General features: G+C 69.2%; 19 protein-coding genes. All 19 read right to left on the bottom strand.

The window, feature by feature from the left end:
• Window positions 1–3: 3 nt before the first annotated feature.
• On the bottom strand, window positions 4–7,599 hold the full coding sequence (locus tag L1280_RS13795) for a hypothetical protein (protein WP_253582867.1): 7,596 nt from the start codon (window positions 7,597–7,599) through the stop codon (window positions 4–6).
• Between the two features lie 79 nt (window positions 7,600–7,678).
• The gene (locus tag L1280_RS13800) at window positions 7,679–8,074 is read right to left on the bottom strand and encodes a hypothetical protein (protein WP_253582868.1); all 396 of its coding nucleotides are present in this window, start codon (window positions 8,072–8,074) and stop codon (window positions 7,679–7,681) included.
• Between the two features lie 70 nt (window positions 8,075–8,144).
• Window positions 8,145–8,312, bottom strand: a complete 168-nt coding sequence (locus L1280_RS13805; RefSeq protein WP_253582869.1) for a hypothetical protein — start codon at window positions 8,310–8,312, stop codon at window positions 8,145–8,147.
• On the bottom strand, window positions 8,281–8,817 hold the full coding sequence (locus tag L1280_RS13810; protein WP_253582870.1) for a hypothetical protein: 537 nt from the start codon (window positions 8,815–8,817) through the stop codon (window positions 8,281–8,283). Before L1280_RS13810 ends, L1280_RS13805 begins: the two co-directional genes overlap by 32 nt.
• Before the next feature lie 80 nt (window positions 8,818–8,897).
• A complete protein-coding gene (locus L1280_RS13815; protein ID WP_253582871.1) occupies window positions 8,898–9,863 on the bottom strand; it encodes a hypothetical protein in 966 nt (321 codons plus the stop codon).
• A gap of 3 nt (window positions 9,864–9,866) precedes the next feature.
• On the bottom strand, window positions 9,867–10,097 hold the full coding sequence (locus L1280_RS13820; protein WP_253582872.1) for a hypothetical protein: 231 nt from the start codon (window positions 10,095–10,097) through the stop codon (window positions 9,867–9,869).
• Complete coding sequence (locus L1280_RS13825; protein WP_253582873.1) at window positions 10,094–10,534, bottom strand: hypothetical protein; 441 nt, start codon at window positions 10,532–10,534, stop codon at window positions 10,094–10,096. Before L1280_RS13825 ends, L1280_RS13820 begins: the two co-directional genes overlap by 4 nt.
• Window positions 10,531–10,983: a hypothetical protein gene (locus tag L1280_RS13830; protein WP_253582874.1), complete on the bottom strand. Its 453-nt coding sequence runs from the start codon at window positions 10,981–10,983 to the stop codon at window positions 10,531–10,533. Before L1280_RS13830 ends, L1280_RS13825 begins: the two co-directional genes overlap by 4 nt.
• Window positions 10,980–11,342: a hypothetical protein gene (locus tag L1280_RS13835; RefSeq protein ID WP_253582875.1), complete on the bottom strand. Its 363-nt coding sequence runs from the start codon at window positions 11,340–11,342 to the stop codon at window positions 10,980–10,982. The genes L1280_RS13830 and L1280_RS13835 overlap by 4 nt, the downstream gene beginning before the upstream one ends.
• 33 nt (window positions 11,343–11,375) lie before the next feature.
• Entirely contained in the window at window positions 11,376–12,167 is a 792-nt protein-coding gene (locus L1280_RS13840) for a minor capsid protein (RefSeq protein WP_253582876.1), read from the bottom strand.
• A 1-nt stretch (window position 12,168) separates the two neighbouring features.
• A complete protein-coding gene (locus L1280_RS13845) occupies window positions 12,169–13,641 on the bottom strand; it encodes a hypothetical protein (RefSeq protein ID WP_253582877.1) in 1,473 nt (490 codons plus the stop codon).
• Window positions 13,641–13,940 carry a hypothetical protein gene (locus L1280_RS13850; protein WP_253582878.1) on the bottom strand — a complete coding sequence of 100 codons (300 nt, stop codon included), beginning with the start codon at window positions 13,938–13,940 and terminating at the stop codon, window positions 13,641–13,643. The genes L1280_RS13845 and L1280_RS13850 overlap by 1 nt, the downstream gene beginning before the upstream one ends.
• An 82-nt stretch (window positions 13,941–14,022) precedes the next feature.
• The gene (locus L1280_RS13855) at window positions 14,023–14,352 is read right to left on the bottom strand and encodes a hypothetical protein (RefSeq protein ID WP_253582879.1); all 330 of its coding nucleotides are present in this window, start codon (window positions 14,350–14,352) and stop codon (window positions 14,023–14,025) included.
• Entirely contained in the window at window positions 14,349–14,753 is a 405-nt protein-coding gene (locus L1280_RS13860; RefSeq protein WP_253582880.1) for a hypothetical protein, read from the bottom strand. Before L1280_RS13860 ends, L1280_RS13855 begins: the two co-directional genes overlap by 4 nt.
• Window positions 14,754–14,755: 2 nt before the next feature.
• Window positions 14,756–15,769 carry a major capsid protein gene (locus tag L1280_RS13865; RefSeq protein WP_253582881.1) on the bottom strand — a complete coding sequence of 338 codons (1,014 nt, stop codon included), beginning with the start codon at window positions 15,767–15,769 and terminating at the stop codon, window positions 14,756–14,758.
• Between the two features lie 3 nt (window positions 15,770–15,772).
• A complete protein-coding gene (locus L1280_RS13870; protein ID WP_253582882.1) occupies window positions 15,773–16,486 on the bottom strand; it encodes a hypothetical protein in 714 nt (237 codons plus the stop codon).
• Between the two features lie 124 nt (window positions 16,487–16,610).
• Window positions 16,611–16,898, bottom strand: coding sequence for a hypothetical protein (locus tag L1280_RS13875; protein ID WP_253582883.1), 288 nt, complete (start codon window positions 16,896–16,898; stop codon window positions 16,611–16,613).
• Window positions 16,899–16,922: 24 nt separating this feature from the next.
• Window positions 16,923–17,129 (bottom strand): hypothetical protein, encoded by a 207-nt coding sequence (locus L1280_RS13880; protein WP_253582884.1) that lies wholly within the window; start codon window positions 17,127–17,129, stop codon window positions 16,923–16,925.
• Between the two features lie 8 nt (window positions 17,130–17,137).
• Window positions 17,138–18,670 (bottom strand): phage terminase large subunit, encoded by a 1,533-nt coding sequence (gene terL / locus L1280_RS13885; RefSeq protein ID WP_253582885.1) that lies wholly within the window; start codon window positions 18,668–18,670, stop codon window positions 17,138–17,140.

Genomic DNA, 18,670 nt, shown 5'->3' on the forward strand with positions numbered 1-18,670 from the left:
ACCTCATCCGCCGAACCTCACGAACGCGGCCCGCAGCGGGTCATCCAGCCGCAGGGTAGGCGCGGCCTGCACCACAGTGGTCTGGGTGTACTGGATTCCCTTCACGGCCCGCGTGTTGTCGCGCACGGCCCCCGTCAGGTCGGGAATGGCGCGGTTCAGCGCGGCGAGCAGCGGCCCGAGAGTGGTCTGCATTTCGACGGCGAGGCCCGGCACCATCCGCCCGATCTGCTCGATGATCGAGGTCGGGTCCAGTCCCCGCGTGATGGCGTCCCCAAGCTGATCGAAGAAGGGGTCGAGGCGGGCGAGCAGGCCCTTGACCGCTGCCCCGTCCTTGATGGCCTGGGCGATGCGGTCGCGGATGCCGGAGTACAGCGCCTCCAGCGGGCTGTCCCCGCGCAGCAGGGCGTCCACGCCCCCCATCAGGCTCTGCCGCCACGACTGGCGGGTCTGTTCCTGCTGCTCGGCGAGGCGGCGCTGCTCTTCGGCGGCACGTTCCGCGAGCTGGCGCTGATGCTCGGCCACCATCAGGTCGAGGGCCTGCTGCGCTTCCTGCCGCTTGAGGGCATGTTCTTCGGTCAGCACGTCGATCTGATCCTGGGTCAGCCCCTCGGCGGCGAGGGCGGCGGCGTGTTCGGCTTCCAGACGGCGCAGGGTCAATTCCAGGCGGCGGCGCTCGAAGGCCTCCTGAATCCGGAAGCGCTCCTCGTCGCTCTGGACACCCGCCAGAGCCACCTGTTCCTCCAGGCGCAGGGCCAGCTCGGCATTGTTCAGGCGGCGGCTCGCCACGTCGCGCTCACGGGCCAGGGCACGCTCGCGCACCTGGGCGTCGTACTCGGCCTGGGTCAGCGCGAGCTGGGCCTCGTACTCGGCCTGAATGGCGGCGATCTGTTCCTCGGTGAGTCCGGCGGCGTCCAGTTCCGCCTTCATCTGGGCGCGAATCCGGTTGAGCGCGAGGTCGAGCTTGCGGCGCTCGTATTCCTCGGTGCTGATGAGCCTCTGGGTCTGGAGGAGCTTGAGCAGCGTCTCCTCGGTGTTCAGGCGCCGCTGGGCGAGGTCGCGCAGCACTTCCGGGGATGGCCCGGCCCCCCCGGTGGGCGTGCTCAGCACCTCGCTCACGGCCTGCCCCGCCTCGACGAGGGCGTCCAGCTCGGGTTTCAGCCCGGCGAGCCCCGTTTTGAACTCGGCCAGGGCGCTCTGAATCAGGTCGCGGTTGCCCGACTTGAACGCCGCGATGAGCCCCTGCACCAGTGGCCCCATCAGCGCGGCCACGCCTGCGCTGTTCAGGAAAGCCTCCGTCAGCCCACTGAGCGCCGCGTCCTTCAGCTTGGTGGTGATGGCCTTTTCGAGGATAGAGCTGTCGCCCTTCTCCACGGCCTCCGCCAGCCCCCCCTGCACGCCGCCTACGACCGCGCCCTCGAAGGAGAGCGCGAGCTGCTTGCCCAGCTCGTCGATCTCTTCCTTGTAGACGTTCTTCTTCCACCACAGGAACCCGGTCTGGGTGTGCGTGACCTGCCGGGTGCCGTAGCCGCTGTCCGAGAACCGGAACTGGTTGGCGTACTCCTGGGTGCGTTTGACCTCCGCACGGACCTCGGCCGCCTGCCGCGCGAAGCCGGTGAAGATGCTGGTGAAGGCCTGGATTGCCGCCCCGATGTAGTCCCCCCGCGCCAGCGCCGAGGCGAATCCCACGAGGTCGCTCACCATGCTGCCCAGCGACTCGCCCCAGCCCTGCGCGACCTCCTCCCCCACCCCGGCCAGCACCTGCATGGCCGCCACGAGGCCAGGGATCAGCCGCTGCGCGTAATCGCCGAACACGTTGATCTGCGCGACTTTCGCCTCGGTCAGCGCGTCCTCAGCCGCCTGCACCTCGCCCAGGGCGGCGGCGTAGGCCGGGCCTTCCCTGGTGGTGATCTGCGCGAGCTTCTGCCGGGCCAGCTCCAGCTTCTGGGTCAGGGCGTCGCGCAGCGCCCCCTGCCCCCGGAGGCCGCCCGACTGCTCGATCTGGCGCCGGGCCTGGGCAATCTGGAAGTCGAGTTTCTGGCCCTTTTCAGCCGCCTCTTGCAGCCGCCCGAAGGACTTGATGAGCGCTTCGAGCGCCACCTGATCGACCCCAACCTCGCCGCGTAATTTTTCCAGCCGCTTGAGGGTGCCCGCGAAGGGGCGCTCCTGCTCGCCCATCGCTTCGGCCAACTCGCGCGAGGCCTCCCCCAGCGTGTCCAGCCGCCCGGTGATCACGTCGATGGCCGTAACCATCCGCGCCGCCTCTGGCCCGCCCAGGGCTTCCAGTTCCTCGCGCAGCGCAGCCAGGGCATCCCGCGCCGCGTCGCCGGAGAGCGAGCCGTTCTCGATGCGGTCCAGCACGCTCTGGAAGTTGCCTGCCGCCGCGCCCAGCAGCTTGTCGAAGGCCTCGCCCGCCTCGGTGTCGCCCAGTCGGTCCAGCCGGTCGGCCAGGCCGTCGATCACCGCGATGAGGTTGCCCGCAATCTCGCCGCCCAGTTCCTGCGCCTGTTCGCGCAGCCCGGCCAGCGCCTCACGCGCCGCGCCGCTGGAAAGCGTGCCCGCGTCCAGCCCGTCGAGCACCGTCTGGAGGCCCTGGGCGAGGGGGGCCAGCCCCGCGTCCATGTTCTCGATCTGTTGCGCCTCGGCACGGGCTGCCGCGAGTTCCCCGGCGAGCGTGCGGGCCTCGGCCCCTTCCTGCCGCAGCCCCTCGATGGTGGCCTGAATCCCGGCCCGTTGCTCGGGGTCGCTGGTCAGCGCCAGCAACGCCTCCAGTCGAGGAATGACGACGTTGTCGAGGGTGTCCGCGAAAGTGGCGGAGGTACGGTCCAACGCCTCCACCTGTTCCGCGATCTGTCCCACCTCGGTCCAGATGCTGCCGGTGGTGTTGATCTCTAGCGCCCGGCCCATCCCGGCCTGCACCCGGCCGCGCAGCTCATCCCAGGCCTCGTCGTCGCCCATGCCGTCCAGCAGCCGCTGGAGCATGTCGGTGCCCAGCGAGGCGAGCTGCTCGGTATCCAGCCCGGCGAGGCGCTGGCGGAAGTCCTGCTGACTGGCCTCGGTGAAGTCGAACCAGAAGGTCTCGGCGAAGCCCTGCCCGTCGGTGCCTAAGAGGAAGCGGGCGACCTCGGCGGGGCCACCCTTGAACAGGGTGCTGATCTGCGCGGTCTGCCCCTGCTGAAGGCTGGCGGCCACCCCCTCGGCGTCGATGGCCGCCTGCTGGCGGTCCACCGCACCGAAGCTGGCGAGCGTCTCCTGCCACTCGCGGAACGCCTGGGGGTCGAACTCCTCCAGCTCGGAGTTGAACTTGCCCATCGTGTCAGTGAGCATCCCCACCGCCTTGATGCTGATGGGCAGCCCCTGCGCGGCTTGCTCCCGCAGGTCGTCCAGCGCCCCGTTGAGCAACTGCATGGCTTCCACGGGTCGCCCCGCCGCCATCAGGTCCTGCGCCATCTTCACGACGCCCTGGGCGGACTCCTCCTGCATCTCCAGTTCCAGGTTCAGCGACGCCACGGCCTCCGAGGTGGTCCGGGCCGTCTGCCCCAAGGTCTTGGCCGCCTGGTGCGCGGCGACAAGTTGAGGGTTGGCCTTCAGTCCGGCTTGACCGGCAGCGGTCCACAGGTCGCCCAGTTCCTCTAGATAGTCGGTGTAGTCCTCGTCGGTGAGGGTTCCAGCCTCCGCTTTCTTCTGGAGGGCGGCGCCCAGATCGCGGTATTTCTCGACCAGCCCGTCCAGTGTCTGGGTCTGGCGACTCTGTTCCTCGGTGACCTTCGCCTCCGCCTGGGCCACGCGGTCCAGCCCCTCTACCGCCCGCATGTCCGCGTCGTAGCGCTGCTGGGACAGCCGGAGTGCCCCGGCCTGCTCCTGCTTGGGGCCGCTGTTGGCGCGGGCATCGGCGTCCTTCTTGCGGAGTGCCGCGAGGTCCGTCATCAACTGGCGTTCGTCGGTGGCGTAGCGGCGCTCCACCTCCAGGCGGGCGCGGGCCTTTTCCACGGCGGAGCGGTTGCTGCGGTCGATGGCGTCTAGCTCGCTCTGCCGCAGGTCGCGCAGCTTCTCCAGCTCGCCCTCGGCGAGGGAGATGTTCTGCTGGCGGATGGCCTGCCGCACGCGGTAGGTGGCCTGCTGGCGGGCGCGGTCCTTGCGGGCCTCCTCTTCTTTGGCCTCGGTGGCGGCGGTGCGGGCTTCTTCCTCAGCGCGGGTGCTGGCGGCGGCATTGCGGCCCAGGGTGGCCTGGAGCTTGGTGTCCTCGGCGGCGATGAGCTTGCCGTATTCCTGCCACAGCTTGACCCGCTGCTCTTTGGTCACGCCCTCGGCATTCATCAGGCGGTTGCGTTCCTCGCGGAGGCGCTGCTTTTCCAGCTCGGCATTGGCGGTGGCCTGCGTGTTGCGGGCGGCGAGCACGTCCTTGCCGAGGCGAAGCTCAACCTCCAGCCGGGCCTCGGCGTTGTCACCTGCCGCGTCCAGCTCGTCCTGATAGCCGTCGATCACGCCCTGGGCGGTATCGCGGGCCAATTCCCACCGTTTCTCGGCCAGGGCCTTCTCAGCAGCGGCGCGGCCCTCTGCCCCTCGCTTGGCGCGGTCTTCGGCCTCGTTCTCCAGTTGCTCACGGCGCTGGGCCGCACCGGACACGATGGCGAGCACGTTGCGGGCGGCCTCGCCCTGGGCGTTGTAGGCGGCGATCTGGTTTTGCAGGACGCGGGCGCGGTCGGAGTTGGGGGTCTTGTCAAGTTCCCGCTGCCACAGGACCACCTGTTCGGCTTGCTTGCGGTAGAGGTCCATGTCGGCCTGCGACACCGTGACCGTCTCCTTGCCCTTGGGCTTGGTGGCGTCTTCGAGCATCTGCCGGGCGCGGCTGACGTTCGCCATCGCGTCGAGCTGTTCCTTGCTGTCCTTTTTGCTGCTGGCGACGACCTTTTCCTGCTCACGGATGAAGGCCCGCAGGCCGTTGATGTAGGCGGGCAGACCGGACTTCCCGGCGTACTCGTACTGGGTCGAGAGCGCCGAGAGCAGGTCCTTGGCTTCCTTGAGCGCTGGATTGCCCTTTTTCAGCCCGTCGATGGCTTGCTGGGCACGCTCGGCGGTCTTCGCGTATTCCTGCCAGCCGGTGCCCTGCTTCCTGGCGACGGCCTGCGCCTCGTCGCGGATACGGGCCAGCAGGGAGATGCCCGCCGACTTACTGACCACCTCCAGGCGCACGCGAGCGAGCGTGTCGTCGATCTTCGCGGCCTGAGCCTTGGCGATGTCGGCCGCGCTGGGCGTCTCGGCGGGGGGCGGCGTGGTGCCTCCGGTGGGGCGGGTGTTGGTGGGGGTGCCCGCTTTGGGCGTGTCCGTGACCGGAGCGCGGCCCGTGATGTAGGCCACGAGGTCGTCGGCCCGCACGATGGCCGTGACGTGCCCCAGTTGGTTGATGCCCACGTTGCCGACCGGGTTGGCGGTGGAACCGGGGACCGGGTTGCCCTTGGCGTCCAGCTTGCCGCCGTTCTGCTGGAACGTCACCCGGTTGTTGCCGCGCACGAGGCCGTCCCCGACGTACACGCCGACGTGGTTCTGCCCGCCGTCGGCGTAGAACACCGTGTCCCCCGGCTTCAGGTCCGCGAGGCTGGTGTACTGGCGGGTCAGGCCCGCCGCCCGGAAGTTCTGGTAGGCGCTGACGGCGTTGGGGCCGTTCTTGCCGGGGTTGCTCTGGAACAGCTTGTCAATCTGCGAGCGCATCCCCGGCGCGGCGTCCCCGAGGGTGTCGCGCACCCACTGGGCGCAGTAGTTCACGATCTCGTCGGCAGTGCGGAGGCCGCGCTGCTCCAGGGCCTCGCGGAACACAGACGCGGCGAAGCTGTTGGGAGGCAGGTCGCGTCCGTTGTTCGCCACGTCGGCCTGGGTCCGAGCGTCGGTCCGGTCAGAGGCATCCTCCCCCGCTCCGCCCGCCGCTTCGATGACGCCCTCCAGATAGCCCTGTAGGTTGCCGATGCCCAGGATGCGCTTGGCCCAGTCGGGCAGGTTGCGGGTGGCGTTCTCGACCGCCTCGCTGATGGTGGTCGCCAGCCGCACCGACAGGTTGGCGAGGCCCGAGATCATGCCGTCGCGCAGGCCCTCGCCCATCGTCTTCGCCTTATCTGCGAGGCTGCGGGCGGCCCGGTCAATCACGCTGTTGAGGTTGGTCAGCACGCCCGACAGCAGCGTCTCCAGCCCCAGCAGAGCCGTTCCAACCGCGTCTTTGGCTGCCTCCCACGCGCCCTTCCAGTCCCCTGCGATCAGGGCACGGATGGCCGAGAAGATTCCGGTGACGAACTTCAGCGCCCCGTCCAGGGCAGCCGCCACGCCTGCGAACGCGGCAGACACGACGGGAGCGATAGCGTCCCAGACGGGGTGCAGGACGTTTTCCCAGAGGTCGGAGATCAGCTGGAACGTCTCGCCGATCAGCTTGCCCGCGCTCTCGACGATGCCCGGCACGTAAGTAAAAGCCTGCTCAGCCAGGGGGCGGATTCGCTCGAAGATGGGCACCAGCACGCGCTGATAGGCGCCCTGAATCCCCTCCCAGGCGCTCAGCAGCCCCGCCCGCATCTGGTCGGCAGCGGGCTTGAGGCGTTCCAGCGCAGCGGTGAGGGCCGGGTTCTTGCGAGCCAGCTCGTCGGTGGCCGCGCCGCCCTGCTGGTAAGCGCGGGTCAGTTCGGTGACTGTGCGGTACAGGTCGGTCCCGCCACGCACCATCTGCGTGTAGGCAGGCAGCACGACCGCGCCGATGGTGCGGCCCATCTCCTCGCGGGCGCGGGTGTTCTCGGTGGTCGCACGGGTCAGATCGGTTTGCTTGTCGGCCAGGGTTTCGATGCCGATCTGCTCTTCCTTGTAGACGGCCAGCGCGTAGGCGTGGGCCTTTTCCGCGTCCGAGAGGTCGTCCACGCTCTTGCCCACCGAGTCGGCGTACTTCTCCCAGGCCTGGGAGGCGTTCACGACGATGCCGCTGGACTCCATCATTTCCGAGCGGCCCATCGCCAGCCCCAGGGTGACGTTGCTGATGGACTCGTCGAGGGTGATGCTCTTGACGGTGAGGTCGCTCCAACTGGAGGCCGCCGCCAGCGCCCCCTTCTGGAAATCCTCCAGCGTGCCGCCCATCTTGATGTACTGGGCCGCCGCGCCCTTCAGCGCCATCTCGCTGGCCCCGGTGCGGTCCACGAGGTCGTCAATCACGCCCTGCGCCTCGCCCGCGTCCACGTTGAACCGCTCCAGGACCGTGTCCCACGACCGCTGGGAGACCGTCACCGCGTCGGCTTGCCGGGCGTATTCGCCCATCTGGTTCACGAGGCCCTGCACCGCCCCCGCGACCTGTTGCACGATCTGAATTCCGGCGTTGAGGTTGAGCAGGCCGAGGTTCAGCCGCCCAGCACCAGCGGCGGCAGCTCCGAACCCTCCGGCCATGCCGCCCGCCGCGCCGCCTGCGGCAACAAACTGGCCCTGCGCGTTGCGGAGCCGCCCGTTCACGTCCCGGTAGACCCCGTCCAGCCGCTCGGTGCTCTGGGTAAGACGGTCCACCTGCGCGGTGAGGGCGGTGACCTGCTGCTGGCCGGAGACGACGCTGACGATTTGGAGCTTGATCTGTTCGGCCAGCGACATGGGGACAGGCTCGCGGAGTGGGTGACACCCGGCAGAAGAAGGCCGCCCCGGTGGGGGCGGCGCGGCAAGCAGGGGCGGGTTAGGGGACCATCGTGAAGCGCTTGCCCAGTTCCGCGTAGATGTTGGCGATGGGTGGACTGTACAGGTTGGGCTGCACTTCCGTCCGGACGGCATGCGTCACGACCGTGGTGGTGCCGCTTTCCAGGGCGGTGAAGGTCACGCGGATGGGCACATTCGCGCCGAGGGCAACGAAGCCGGGCCGCGCATCAGCCTGTAGGGTCACCTGCGTTGGGGTCGCCTCGATCACGCTGTAGAAGTTGTGGTTGCGCGAGGCCTGAACGGTCGGGGCGATCTGGGTGATGGCCGCCAACACGTCACTCGCCTTCCCCTGGTAGATCATCGGTTTCTGGCCTTGAAGCGGGGCGCAAGAAGCGAGGCCGAGGGCCAGAACAGGCAAAATCAGAAGTTTTTTCATACCCCCTACGCGTACCACTCGCCCACTCTCATGTCGCGCAGGTCTGCCCGCCCAGCCCGAAGTGTGAAGATTAGCTTCGCTGCTGCTGGGCGTGCCAGTGGTCCATCGCCGCTTCCGCCTGTGCCCACAGGTAGACCGCCTGATCGAGGGTGGTCCGGTCCTCTGGCATGGCCCGGCGCAGGGTCAGGAAGTCGCTGGGGCGGCCCTTATACGCCGTCGCCAGACTGTGCAGCGTCACCGCGTTCAGGTGCAGCCACACTTTTGGCCTGGTCCCGCTGGGCATCACCTGCCTGGGTCAGGTTGCCCTTCTCGTCGCGGGTGGTCGGGTTCAGCTCGTTCACGGCATCCATCAGCGGCTGATAGTCCGGGCCGAATCCCAGATCCGCGAACTGCTCTCCACCGCCGTACAGCTCCATCAGCTCGTCAAGCGTCGGCAGGATGACTGTGTTGCGCAGCACGGCGCGGGTGGCCTCCGCCTGAATCACCAGCAGTTGATCGGGGGACAGTTGCGGCTGGGGGCGGGGCTGGCTGCCCTCGGGGCGGGTCTCCTCGGCGGCTTCCTTCGCCCACTCGGCCGCGACCTCGCGCAGCACCCCCGTCTGGAACGTGGTCTTCATCGCGTCGTTGGTGATGGCGTCCACGTCGGCCCGGCGCACGACGACCTCGATGCCCGACATGGGGAGGGTGATGCGTTTCGTGGCGCCCGCGAACTTTTCCAAGGGGTGCGTCTTCTTTTCCGTCATGCCCGCAGTCTCTGGGGAGTGGTGACACCCGGCGGCGAAAACCCCCGCGCGAGGCGGGGGCCGTGTCTGAATCAGACAGGTCAGGCGGCGGGCACGGGCACGTTCACCAGCACTGGGGGAACGCCCAGGCCCACGCCCTCCGCCTGCATCCCCACGACCAAGCGGCCCAGGCCGTTGGGGATGTTGTTGGCGATGAGCTGCGCCGTCGGGAAGGTGAACTTCACGTCCTTGTCGCCGATCTTGAAGCCCGTCTCGACTTCCTTCTGCACGCGCTCGCCGGTCGCCGCGTTGGGCCGCGCCGCCGCGAGCAGCGCCCGCAGTGCCGCCGCGCTGCCCGCCCCCGCCTCGCTGAGTTGGAACTCGACCCGCGCCGTGAGGGGGCCGTTGGCGCTCCATCCCAGCACGTACATCTTGCCCGCGTCGTCGAGCCCCTGCGCCCCGTCCTCGGCTTCCATGCCCTGCTCGATGACGATGCTGCCCGACTCGGGCTTGTACACCACGTCGTCGATCTTCAGGTACCAGTGCAGCATCTGCATGACGCCCGTGCTGACCAGGGGCGGGAAGGCGGGGAGCGGCGGGGTCAGCTCGTTCACCCGCGCCGTGTTCAGGGTGACGCTCACCTCGGCGTTGTTGCGGTTCGGGATGTTGATGGTCAGCCCGCCGATCTGTGCGGCCGGGAAGAGGCTGTCCATCAGCGGGTGCGCTTGCCACACCGCGACCGGCTGACCGGGCATCAGGGCGCCGTAATCGGTGGGGCGGGGGGTGATGAGCCCCGTGCCGTCCGGCGCCCCCAGCAGCGCCTGAAGCAGCAGCGGGAGGTCGCGCAGCGTGGCTGCCGCGACGATGGTCTTGTTCCCCGCCTGCACGCCCTGAATGAACTTCTGCCGCCCGAAGCGCGTGCCGGTCGCCACATCCTCCTCAGTCTCGGTGTACTGGGGCATCGGGTCGGCGTACTGCTTGGCGCGCAGGGTGATGGCGGGCGCGGCGGGGAGGGTAGTGGTGTCGTTCATCAGCGCGAGGCCGATCTTGCCGGTGTTTCCCTGCATGGCTTACTCCTTGCCGCCGTTGCCAGCCTTGGCGGTCCTGCCCTTCACGGTGCCCTCGTCGGTGACACCCTCCGCCGGGGCGGTGTACTGCTTGAAGCGCTTGTCTTCCTTGACCAGCCGCTCCTGTTCCTCGCTGTAGACGCGGAAGGGCACACCGACCCGCACGTCCCCGATGCCCTGGTAGATGCCCGGCTCCTCGCCGTCGCGCAGGATGTACTTCTTCTCTCCCGTCATAACTCCTCCTCGGCGAGCAGGTCGTAATGGACCTCCACGCCCGTGATACTCACGAGGTAGCCCTCGATGAGCTGGGGCTGTTCTTGAATGAAGCGGAGAAGCGTCGGCTCCCCCGTCTCGGCAAAGTCGCGCATGGTGCGCTGGACGGCCTGCACCATCGCCTGACGGCGGCGCAGGACCGCAGCGGCCAGGGGCACCGTGCCCGGGCGCTGCATGACGCAGGCCACCATCACGGGGACCATCACCTGCGTACTCGCGCCAAAATCCGCAACCTCCTCCCCCGGTTCAATGCCCTCGGTGGTGATGAAGACCTGTTTCACGGTGGAACTGGCCCGCAGCTCGCCCTCCACCGGCTCCCGCGCCTCGACCGTGTAGCCCGGCATGGAGCGCTGAAGCTCAGCGGTGAGCAGGTCGATAAACCGCTGCACCGTGCTCATCCCGGCCTCGTGGCGCGTTCCAGCGCCCGATAGAGGTAGCGGGGGAACTGCTTACGGGTCTCGTCGAGCGCGTCCCGTGCCCAGCGCCGCTCGGGCAGGACGACCTGGCGGACCTTCGCCCAGCTTCCCGACGGGGTGCGGAAGTGCAGGTAGCCGCCCCCCTTCGCCCGGATGGTCATGCCGGTGTCGTGGACCCAGCCGTAGAACACCATGCCCAGGCTCAGCTCTCCCCCATTCGGCTTGGCCTTCAGGTAGGTGCGGATGGACCGCAGCAGCCGCCCGGAGCGGACGCGCAGGCCCCGCGCCCCGCCCTTGCTGGCGTTCTCGCGGGCCTTGTCGCGCAGGAAATCGCGCGACTCGGCCAGGGCCTCCTGAGTGACCTGCTCGGGCAGGCTGCCCAGGCGCTTGACCCAGGCCGGGATGCGGAGGGTGGCACCGGGGCGGGTCATGGCTCGTACCCCTCATCAGAGACAGGTGCGCCCGGCTGCACGGGCGGCGTGTATCCGTCCTCCGTCCGCACGTACAGCTTCCAGACTCCCGCGCCCTTGTCGATGCCGTTGCGCAGCACCCGGAAGGCCGTGAGCTTGCCCGGCTCCACATCTACCGTGACCACCACGTTGTCCGCAAGGTCAGCGGGCGGGGTGGTCATCGCCACCGGCACCGGGATGGTGTGCGTCGGCTGGTCCTGCGCCACGGCGCCCGCCTGCCCGGTGATGCCTAGGGCGAGCGGCCGGACCTTGGGGCGCTGGCAGCGGCACGACCCTCCCGGCGTGCGGAGGGTGAGGAAGGGACGGGTGTCGGCGGGCACAGGGTCAGTGTGCAAAGAGGGCTGACACCCGGCTCAGGCTGCCCGGTCAACCTCGGGTGGGGCGGGCAGTCGGACAATGATCGGCAGCGCCCGGCATCGGCAGCGGATGGCCCGCCCTGGATACTCGCCCCCGGTGGCCCAGGCGTAGCGCCGCCCGTTCCGGAGTTGGTGCTCCCGCCGGACCTTCTTGTCCCCCACCGTGCGCCACACGTACTCCTTCACGCCCATGTCGCGCTGCCGCTGCCGGTCCGCGTTGGCCGCTGCGGTGAGCATCTGGTCGGTGGCGATCAGGACCGCCCGCGAGCGCGAGACGCCTAACCGTTTCTCCAGCAGGGTGGCCGCCTTGTCCGGGTCCAGCCCCTTACGGATGGCCTCGCGGATGGTGCGGGCCACGTCGTTGCGGAAGCGGCGCTGTTCCTTCTCCCAGTAGCGGTTCATGTCTCGCCGGGCCGTCCCCACCGCGCGGGCCTGCACCTCGGCGGGGTCATTGAAGCTCAGCGCCGGGTTCTGGAGGCGCAGCAGCTCGTCGTGCGTCTGCACCCGGTCGCGCACCGCCCTGCGCACGATCTGCTCGGCCCGCTCCGGGGGCAGGCCCAGTTCCCGCACCGCGATGTCCAGCGCCTTGAGGGTCAGCTCCGTGCGGGCGCGGGCGCTGGCCGGGTTGGGGGCATCCAGGGCCGCGCGAAGCTGCCCAGCCGCTTCCTCCAAGGAGATGCCACGGTATTGGCGCACCACCGCCCTGCGCATGTCGTCGAGGCGACGACGCTCGCGCAGGGCGGCCAGGTCCAGCACCCGCAGCAGTTCAGTCAGCCGCAGGTCGCTCACGCTAGGTCACCGGGTCGGTGGGGTCGGTCAGGTCGTCGGGGTCGTCATCCCCCTCGCCGTCTTCCGGTTCCCCGCTCGCGTCCGCGAGGTCAAGCGCCCGCTGCGCCGCCACGTCTTCCTCGGTGATCGTCGTGACCCCGGCCTGGCGCAGGAGGTCAAGGGCCACGTAGGTAGGTGCCCCCGCGTTCAGCAGCGCCACTGCCCGCGCGAAGTCGCCCGACTCGGCCGCCGCCCGCTTCAGCTCGTCGGCGCTGATCGTCATGCCGAGGTCCTGAAGGCGCAGCAGCAGCTCGCCCCGCGTGATGCCCTTGTCGCGGTACAGGGCGCCCACGTTCGCCTGCTCGGCAGACCGCTTCGCCACGAAGAGGGGGCGGCAGGTGAACTCGATGGGCTTCGGGATGACCCCCATTCCCGCGAGCAGCGCCGCCGCGTCGGTCAGCAGAGCGGCGCCGAGGTCGCCCAGATCGTCACAGGTCTGCTCGTGCATCTGCCCGGCGATGGCACGCGCCTCGCCCGACTCGCCCGCCCCGCTGAGGGCCTCCGGAGCGCCCGCCGAGGCCCAGACACTGCGCCCAGCCGCCTCGCGCGAGGTGGTCATCTGCTGGATGAGGGCAGTGTCCGCGCCGTGCTCCTCGTACTTGGCCTCGCCGTCCAGTTCCAGCAACTTGAAGGGGCCGAGGGCCGGGACCGGGCCGTTGTTACCGTAGATGACCTTCTGCTTGTACGCGCCACTGTGGTAGGTGACGTTCTCCTGCACCAGGCGGTGCAGCCAGCGCCGGAAGGCCGAGTAGCACACGTCCGCCGGACCGTAGGGATCGCCGTCCCCGTCCTGGTCGAAGGTGATGAAGGCGAGGGGCAGCCGTCCGGCCGCGTAGGGCAGCCCCCGCTCCTCTCCCCGGCCCAGGGCGTAGGCGGTGGGGTCGTCGAGGTCGCGGTGGATGGTGACCTTGCCGGGCTCGAAGACCCAGACCGTGTAGCGCGTGCCGGTCGCGCCGCCGTCCGAGGTAGTGACCCACAGCACCCGCTCCACCTCGTCGGGGTCGGTGCGGCTGTAGACGGGGTGGAGGTAGCCGCGCAGGGCAGTGACCCGCACCCGCCCGTCCTCGCTCTTCCAGGGCAGCACGGCGGCCTTGCCGGTCAGCGCGAGGCTGGTCACGACCTTCCCGAACACGCCAGCCAGCGCCTTCAGGTACGCCTTGCGGTCGTCTGTCCAGGTGTCGTCCCCCGTCCACTGCGCCCCACCGGCCCGCACGGGCGTAACCAGCCGCCCTATGGCCTCGCGGAAGGGGTTTTCCCCCTGCAAGGCCATCTCCAGCGTCTCCGGCTGGAAGTGGTGCGCCGTCTCTCCCAGCAGCGCACTGTCGAAGCGGTCGGCGTACAGCGAGCGCAGGGCTGTCTCCCGGTCCATGCGGGTGCGCACGTCGGCCAGCCTCGCCTGCATCCGCGAAAGCTGCACCAGTTGGCCCGCGTCCATCAGACCTCCCCGTAGACCCGGCGCAGGGCCTCGCGCAGGTCCGCCTGTTCCTGCGCGGCGCCCTGAAGCTGCGCCAGCCGCTCACTCAGCCATCCCACCGGGGTGAGCCAGCCGTTCAGCGCCGCGTGCAGCTCGCCCGCCTCGAGGTCGCGCAGAACGTAGCAGTTGCGCCGCTTGCCGTCCTGGTAGGCCACGAAGCCCGCCAGCACAGTGAAGGTGCGGGGGTCGTGCCGGATGGTGACGGGCGTGCCCGGCGGCGTCAGGCAGTGGGGGTGAACGGCGAGCGCCTGGGGTTCCATGCCCTCAGAGTCGCCCGCGGGCTGACACCCGGCAGAAGAAAACCGCCCCGGAGGGCGGCAGAAACGGCGGCTGAGTGCGGGCCTAGAGGTCCCCCCACGTCACGCCGCCGGGCGCGGGCGAGTGGGTGAGGCGGGCAGCAGTCGCGTCGGCCCCGCGCTGGGTCTGGTCCAGCTCGGCCAGCTTGCGGTCGATACGGGCCGCCAGGTCGCCGCCCACCTCGTACTCGGTGTTGAACTTGATCAGCCGCGCCGCCGTCGCCCAGGGCCGGAGCCGGTCCCCCTGCGCATCCACCCGGAGGGCACGGCGCAGGGTGCCGTCGTCGGTGGCCCCCTCGTAGTTGCTGCCGAGGGCGTCCCGCAGGTGTTGCAGGGCGTCGCCTTCGGTCATGGCAGGGGCGGCGGGCTGGGTCACTTCGTGGCCTTCCGGGTGGTCGTCTTGCGGGTGGTGCTCTTGGTGCTGGTCTTGGGCTTCTCGTCGGGCTGGGCCACCGCAGCGGCCTCAGCCTCGGAGTTGCTCAGACCGGGCGCGTCGTCCTGCTTGGCGGGGCGGGAGTCCTGGGCGGTGGTGGGCTGCACCTCGGGGATGTGCTCCGGGGTGGGGGTGCCCTCAGACGCCCCGCCCTGGATGGGTTCGCCGTCCGCCCCACCTGCTTTTCCCGCTGTGCCGTTCGGTGCCCCGCCGTCCTGCGGGGCGGGCACCCCGTCCAGCACCTTCGCCCGCCGGATGGGGTCGGTGGGCGCGAGCTGCGCGAGGCGGGTGGCCTCGTAGGCCTCCCGCTCACGCTGCCGCGCCAGTTCGGTCGCCTTGCCCATGATCAGACCTGCGGCTGCACGCGCACGTCGCGCAGGACGTAGGCGGCCTTGGTGTCCTTGAGGGCCACGGTGCCGACCATCTCGCACTCGACGCGCTTGGTGACGCCGGGCTTGGTGTCGCCCAGGTTGGAGTAGTACGTCACGCCGCTGTCGCCGGTCAGGGTCACGCCGTGGAAGCCGCTCAGGCCCAGGCCGACGATGTAGATGTCGGTCAGGCCGTCCGGGGTCACGGGGATGACGCTGTCGGCCGCATCGTCGCCCGTGGTGCCCACGCGGGCGCCCAGGTCGAGAATCGGCGCACCGGCGAAGTTCACGATGTCCTGGCCGAAGGCGTCCGGCTTGCGGTCGGTGTAGCCCAGCTTGATGGCGGCCATCTCCAGCCGCAGGGCGCTCTCCTCGTTGCCGAAGATGACGGGCTGAAGGCCCCGCGCCTTGATGCGGTTGATGAACTTCTTCATCGCCGTGACAGCCTTGGTGTAGTCGTCGACGGTCGCCCCCTCGCCGACGTTCAGGGCGGTGCCGCTGAACTCGCTGGTGGTGCCGTCGAGGATCTTGCTCAGCCCGTCGAAGGCGAGGGGGTTGGCGACCTTGTCCCCGTTGACCGAGGTGTTGGCGAACAGGCCTACGGTGGCACGGGCCAGCGCGTCAACGTTCTCGTTGACGAAGCTGCCCAAGCCGGGGGTGTTGGGGCTGATGCTGCCGTCCGCCTGGACGAACACGCGGTCAATCTCGAACGCTCCGCCCAGGGGGCGCAGGTACGTGACCACGGGTTCGGTTTCCTGGTAGTCGGCGGGGTAGTCCTGGTACCAGTCGCGGAATTGGGCACCGCGGGGCTGCTTGTCGCGCTCGTAGCCGTAGATGAGGCTGCGCCCGCCGCCGCCGCTGAGGGAGGGCACGACGCTGTTGTCGAAGGGCAGCACCTGCATCAGCGGGGAGAGCTGCTGGTACCGGCGCACGAGGGCGCGGCGAGCCTGCCCGCTGCGGGCGGTGATGACGTCGAGGGTGGGTCTCGGCATGGATTAGCTCCTGGCGGCGCCGCCGGTGTCGAACATGGCGGCGAAGAAGTCGGGTTCGTCCTGGGGCTGTTCGGTCGGCTTGCCCTGCCCGGTTCCACGCGCACCCGGCACGCCCGGCAGGGAGGTGGTGGCGTCCTGCTTCTTCTCGCCCTCGGGCCACAGCACGCTCTTGAACGGGGCGTACTCGCGCTCGACGTACCCGCGAAGCGGTTCCCAGACCCCGTTCACCTTGACCATCGGGGTTTCGCGGGTGGTCTCGGCGTCGTTGACGATGACCTTCTCGCGCTCCACCTTGGTCTCCAGATCGCGGATGCCAGAGAGCTGCTTGAGGGCCGCCGCGTCTGCGCCGAGGCTGCGGGCCAGGTCGCCCAGGCGGTCGTCCACCCGGCGAGACTGGCCGAAGGTGGCATCCTCGCGCAGCCGCTTGAGGTCGTCGGCGCTGGTGACTCCGGCGGCCTCGCGGAACTCGCGCAGGGTGCGGAGTTCGGTGCGCTCGGCCTCGGTGAGGTTGCTGCTGCCTTCGAGGGCGGTGATGCGGGCCTGAGCCTGTTCCAGCTTCGCGGCGGTCTCGGTGGCCGTCTTGCGGTTGGTGGCCGCTTCCCCGCGCAGCCCGTCGATCACGCCCTTGACCTTGTTCAGGTCGGGGTCGCTGGCAAAGCGGGAGAGGTCGACGGTTCCGTCGTCGTTGACGAAGATGGTCACGGTCTTCTCAGGCATGGGGGTCTCCTTGGTCGCGCACCTGGCGCTCTGCACCGGGCAGTGAGTCAAGGATGCTGGGGCGCGTGACACCCGGCAGGAATGGGAAAACCCCGCACGGGGCGGGGTTCTCCTCGAAGTTAGGTTATCTGCTGCGCTTGAAGATCCATTGGCTGTTCTCGACATCCACCTGTACCAGCTCCCAGCCCGACGCTCCCGCGCAGTTGAGGAAGTCAATAAAGTTGGCCGAGCCCTTGGGCAGCTTGCATTTCATCTTCGCCATCGTCTTCTTCAAGTCGTCGGTGGTGATGTATCCGGAGGGAGACTGCCACTCAGCGAAGTTGTTGCCGTAGACGAGGATGGCGTATTCCCAACGAGCAGCGGCAGCCTGAGAGGTAAGCAGAAGGGCCAGCGCGAGCAGCAGCTTTTTCATGCCTCACGCTACGACAACCTCTTCTCAGTCGTAGCCGAAATCGACGACTTTGAACATCACCCAGGCGACCTCTGAGTGACGTGTCGTGCCATCTGGGTAGGTGTATGCCAAGTGCAGGTGTGTCCCCTCGCGCTTATCGATAGCTTCCATAGCCTCCGCGACGAAGTCATTCGGGACATCACGGTACTCGTGCTTCTCACCCCGCTCATCGGTGATTACCAGGTAAGCCATGCCGAATCCTACGCCACCCACCCCGTGCTCCGCGCAGGCATCTTGTCGTTCAGGCAGATGACGCCGATGCTCAGCCCGTCCACCTGGTCGTCGTGGGTGCCCAGCGGGAACGCCTCCAACTCGGTGAACCACTCGCGGTTCCACTCCGCTTCCACCACGTCGATCTTCCCAGACTGGGCCTCAGCCGCGGCAGGCCGGGCGCGGGTTTCCTTGTCCCCGATGGTCCGCTCCAGCAGCCAGCGCACGTCATGGCCGCCGAGTTGCCGGGCGTAGCTCATGCGCTCGTACTTCCCGGCCTGTCCGGGGTCCTGGGTCAGCACGGTGATCACGCCGCCCTTGCGGGGGTCGGTGCCATAGCGGATCACGTCGGCGGCGCAGGTCTGCTTGATCTTGTGCTCGACGAAGTGCGGCCCCTTCCGGAAGCGGATGACCTCTTCGACGATCAGGCGGCCGGAGCGGGTCTTGCCGATCAGGGTGCCCGTCGTCCAGTCGGGGTCCGTGTTCCCCTCGCCGGGTTCGGTTGCGGCCCGGTCCCACATCCGCACGCGGGTGACGATGGGGTCGGCGGCGAGCTGCTCCGCGTACATGGCGGCGGTGAGCACCCGGAACATGGACCGCTTGAAGTACATGCCCTCGCCCAGCGTGGCCGTCCAGTCGCCGTTCAGCAGGCGCAGGCGCTCCAGCTCGGGCAGGCTGTTGAGGTTGGCGAGGTACTCGTCGTCGTGGGTGAGGCTGGGGTTGTCGCTGAGGCGGGCAGGGATGAAGCTGCGCGAGCGGGCGAGGGGCGTGCCCTCCGGCACTTCCTGCTCCACACCGTCCGCGCCGCGCAGGTACCAGCGGACCTCACCGGGCAGGGCGGGGTTGGGGTGCTTCGGGTCCAGCCAGGCGGCCCAGCGTTTCAGCACCCACTCGTGACCGGGGCCGCCGGGGTTGGCGCTGGCCCGCATGATCGGCACCACGCCGGGGATGGTGCTGCGGAGGCGGGAGATCAGGTAGAGGTATTCCTCTTCGGTGTACTGGGTCAGCTCGTCGAAGCCCGCGAACTGGAAGGCCTGCCCCTGGTAGTCGAGGTAGGCGGTGCGGTCGGCGAGGTGGCGCAGCACGACGTTCGCCCCGGTGGGGGCCGTGAACTTGTACTCGTCGGCGCGGTACTTCATGCCGATGGGCAGGTACATGGCGAGCGCCTTGGAGAGCAGGCCGTCCGCGCCCTCAATCTGCTTGTAGGTCTTGCGGAAGAGCACGGCTTCGTGCCCTGGGATGGCCGACCGGGTCAGCGCGAGGCCCATCAGCGCGTGGGACTTGCCACCCCCGGCCGCGCCGCCGTACAGAACCTCGAAGGTGGTGCGGTCGTCGAAGAACTGCTGCTGGGGGCCGGGGTGCGGGACGAAAGCTTCGGCGGCAGCGGCGGCGAAGTCGCCTGATCGGGCGGAGCGCGTTTCCCGCTGGGTCCGTTCGGTGACCTCGCTGAGGTTGACGCCGCGGGCCTGGGCACGTTCGGCTGCCACCGCGAACACCGAGGCCCGCGCGTGTCGTCGGGGCAC

It is taken from the genome of Deinococcus sp. HSC-46F16, assembly GCF_024171495.1.
Lineage (GTDB): Bacteria > Deinococcota > Deinococci > Deinococcales > Deinococcaceae > Deinococcus.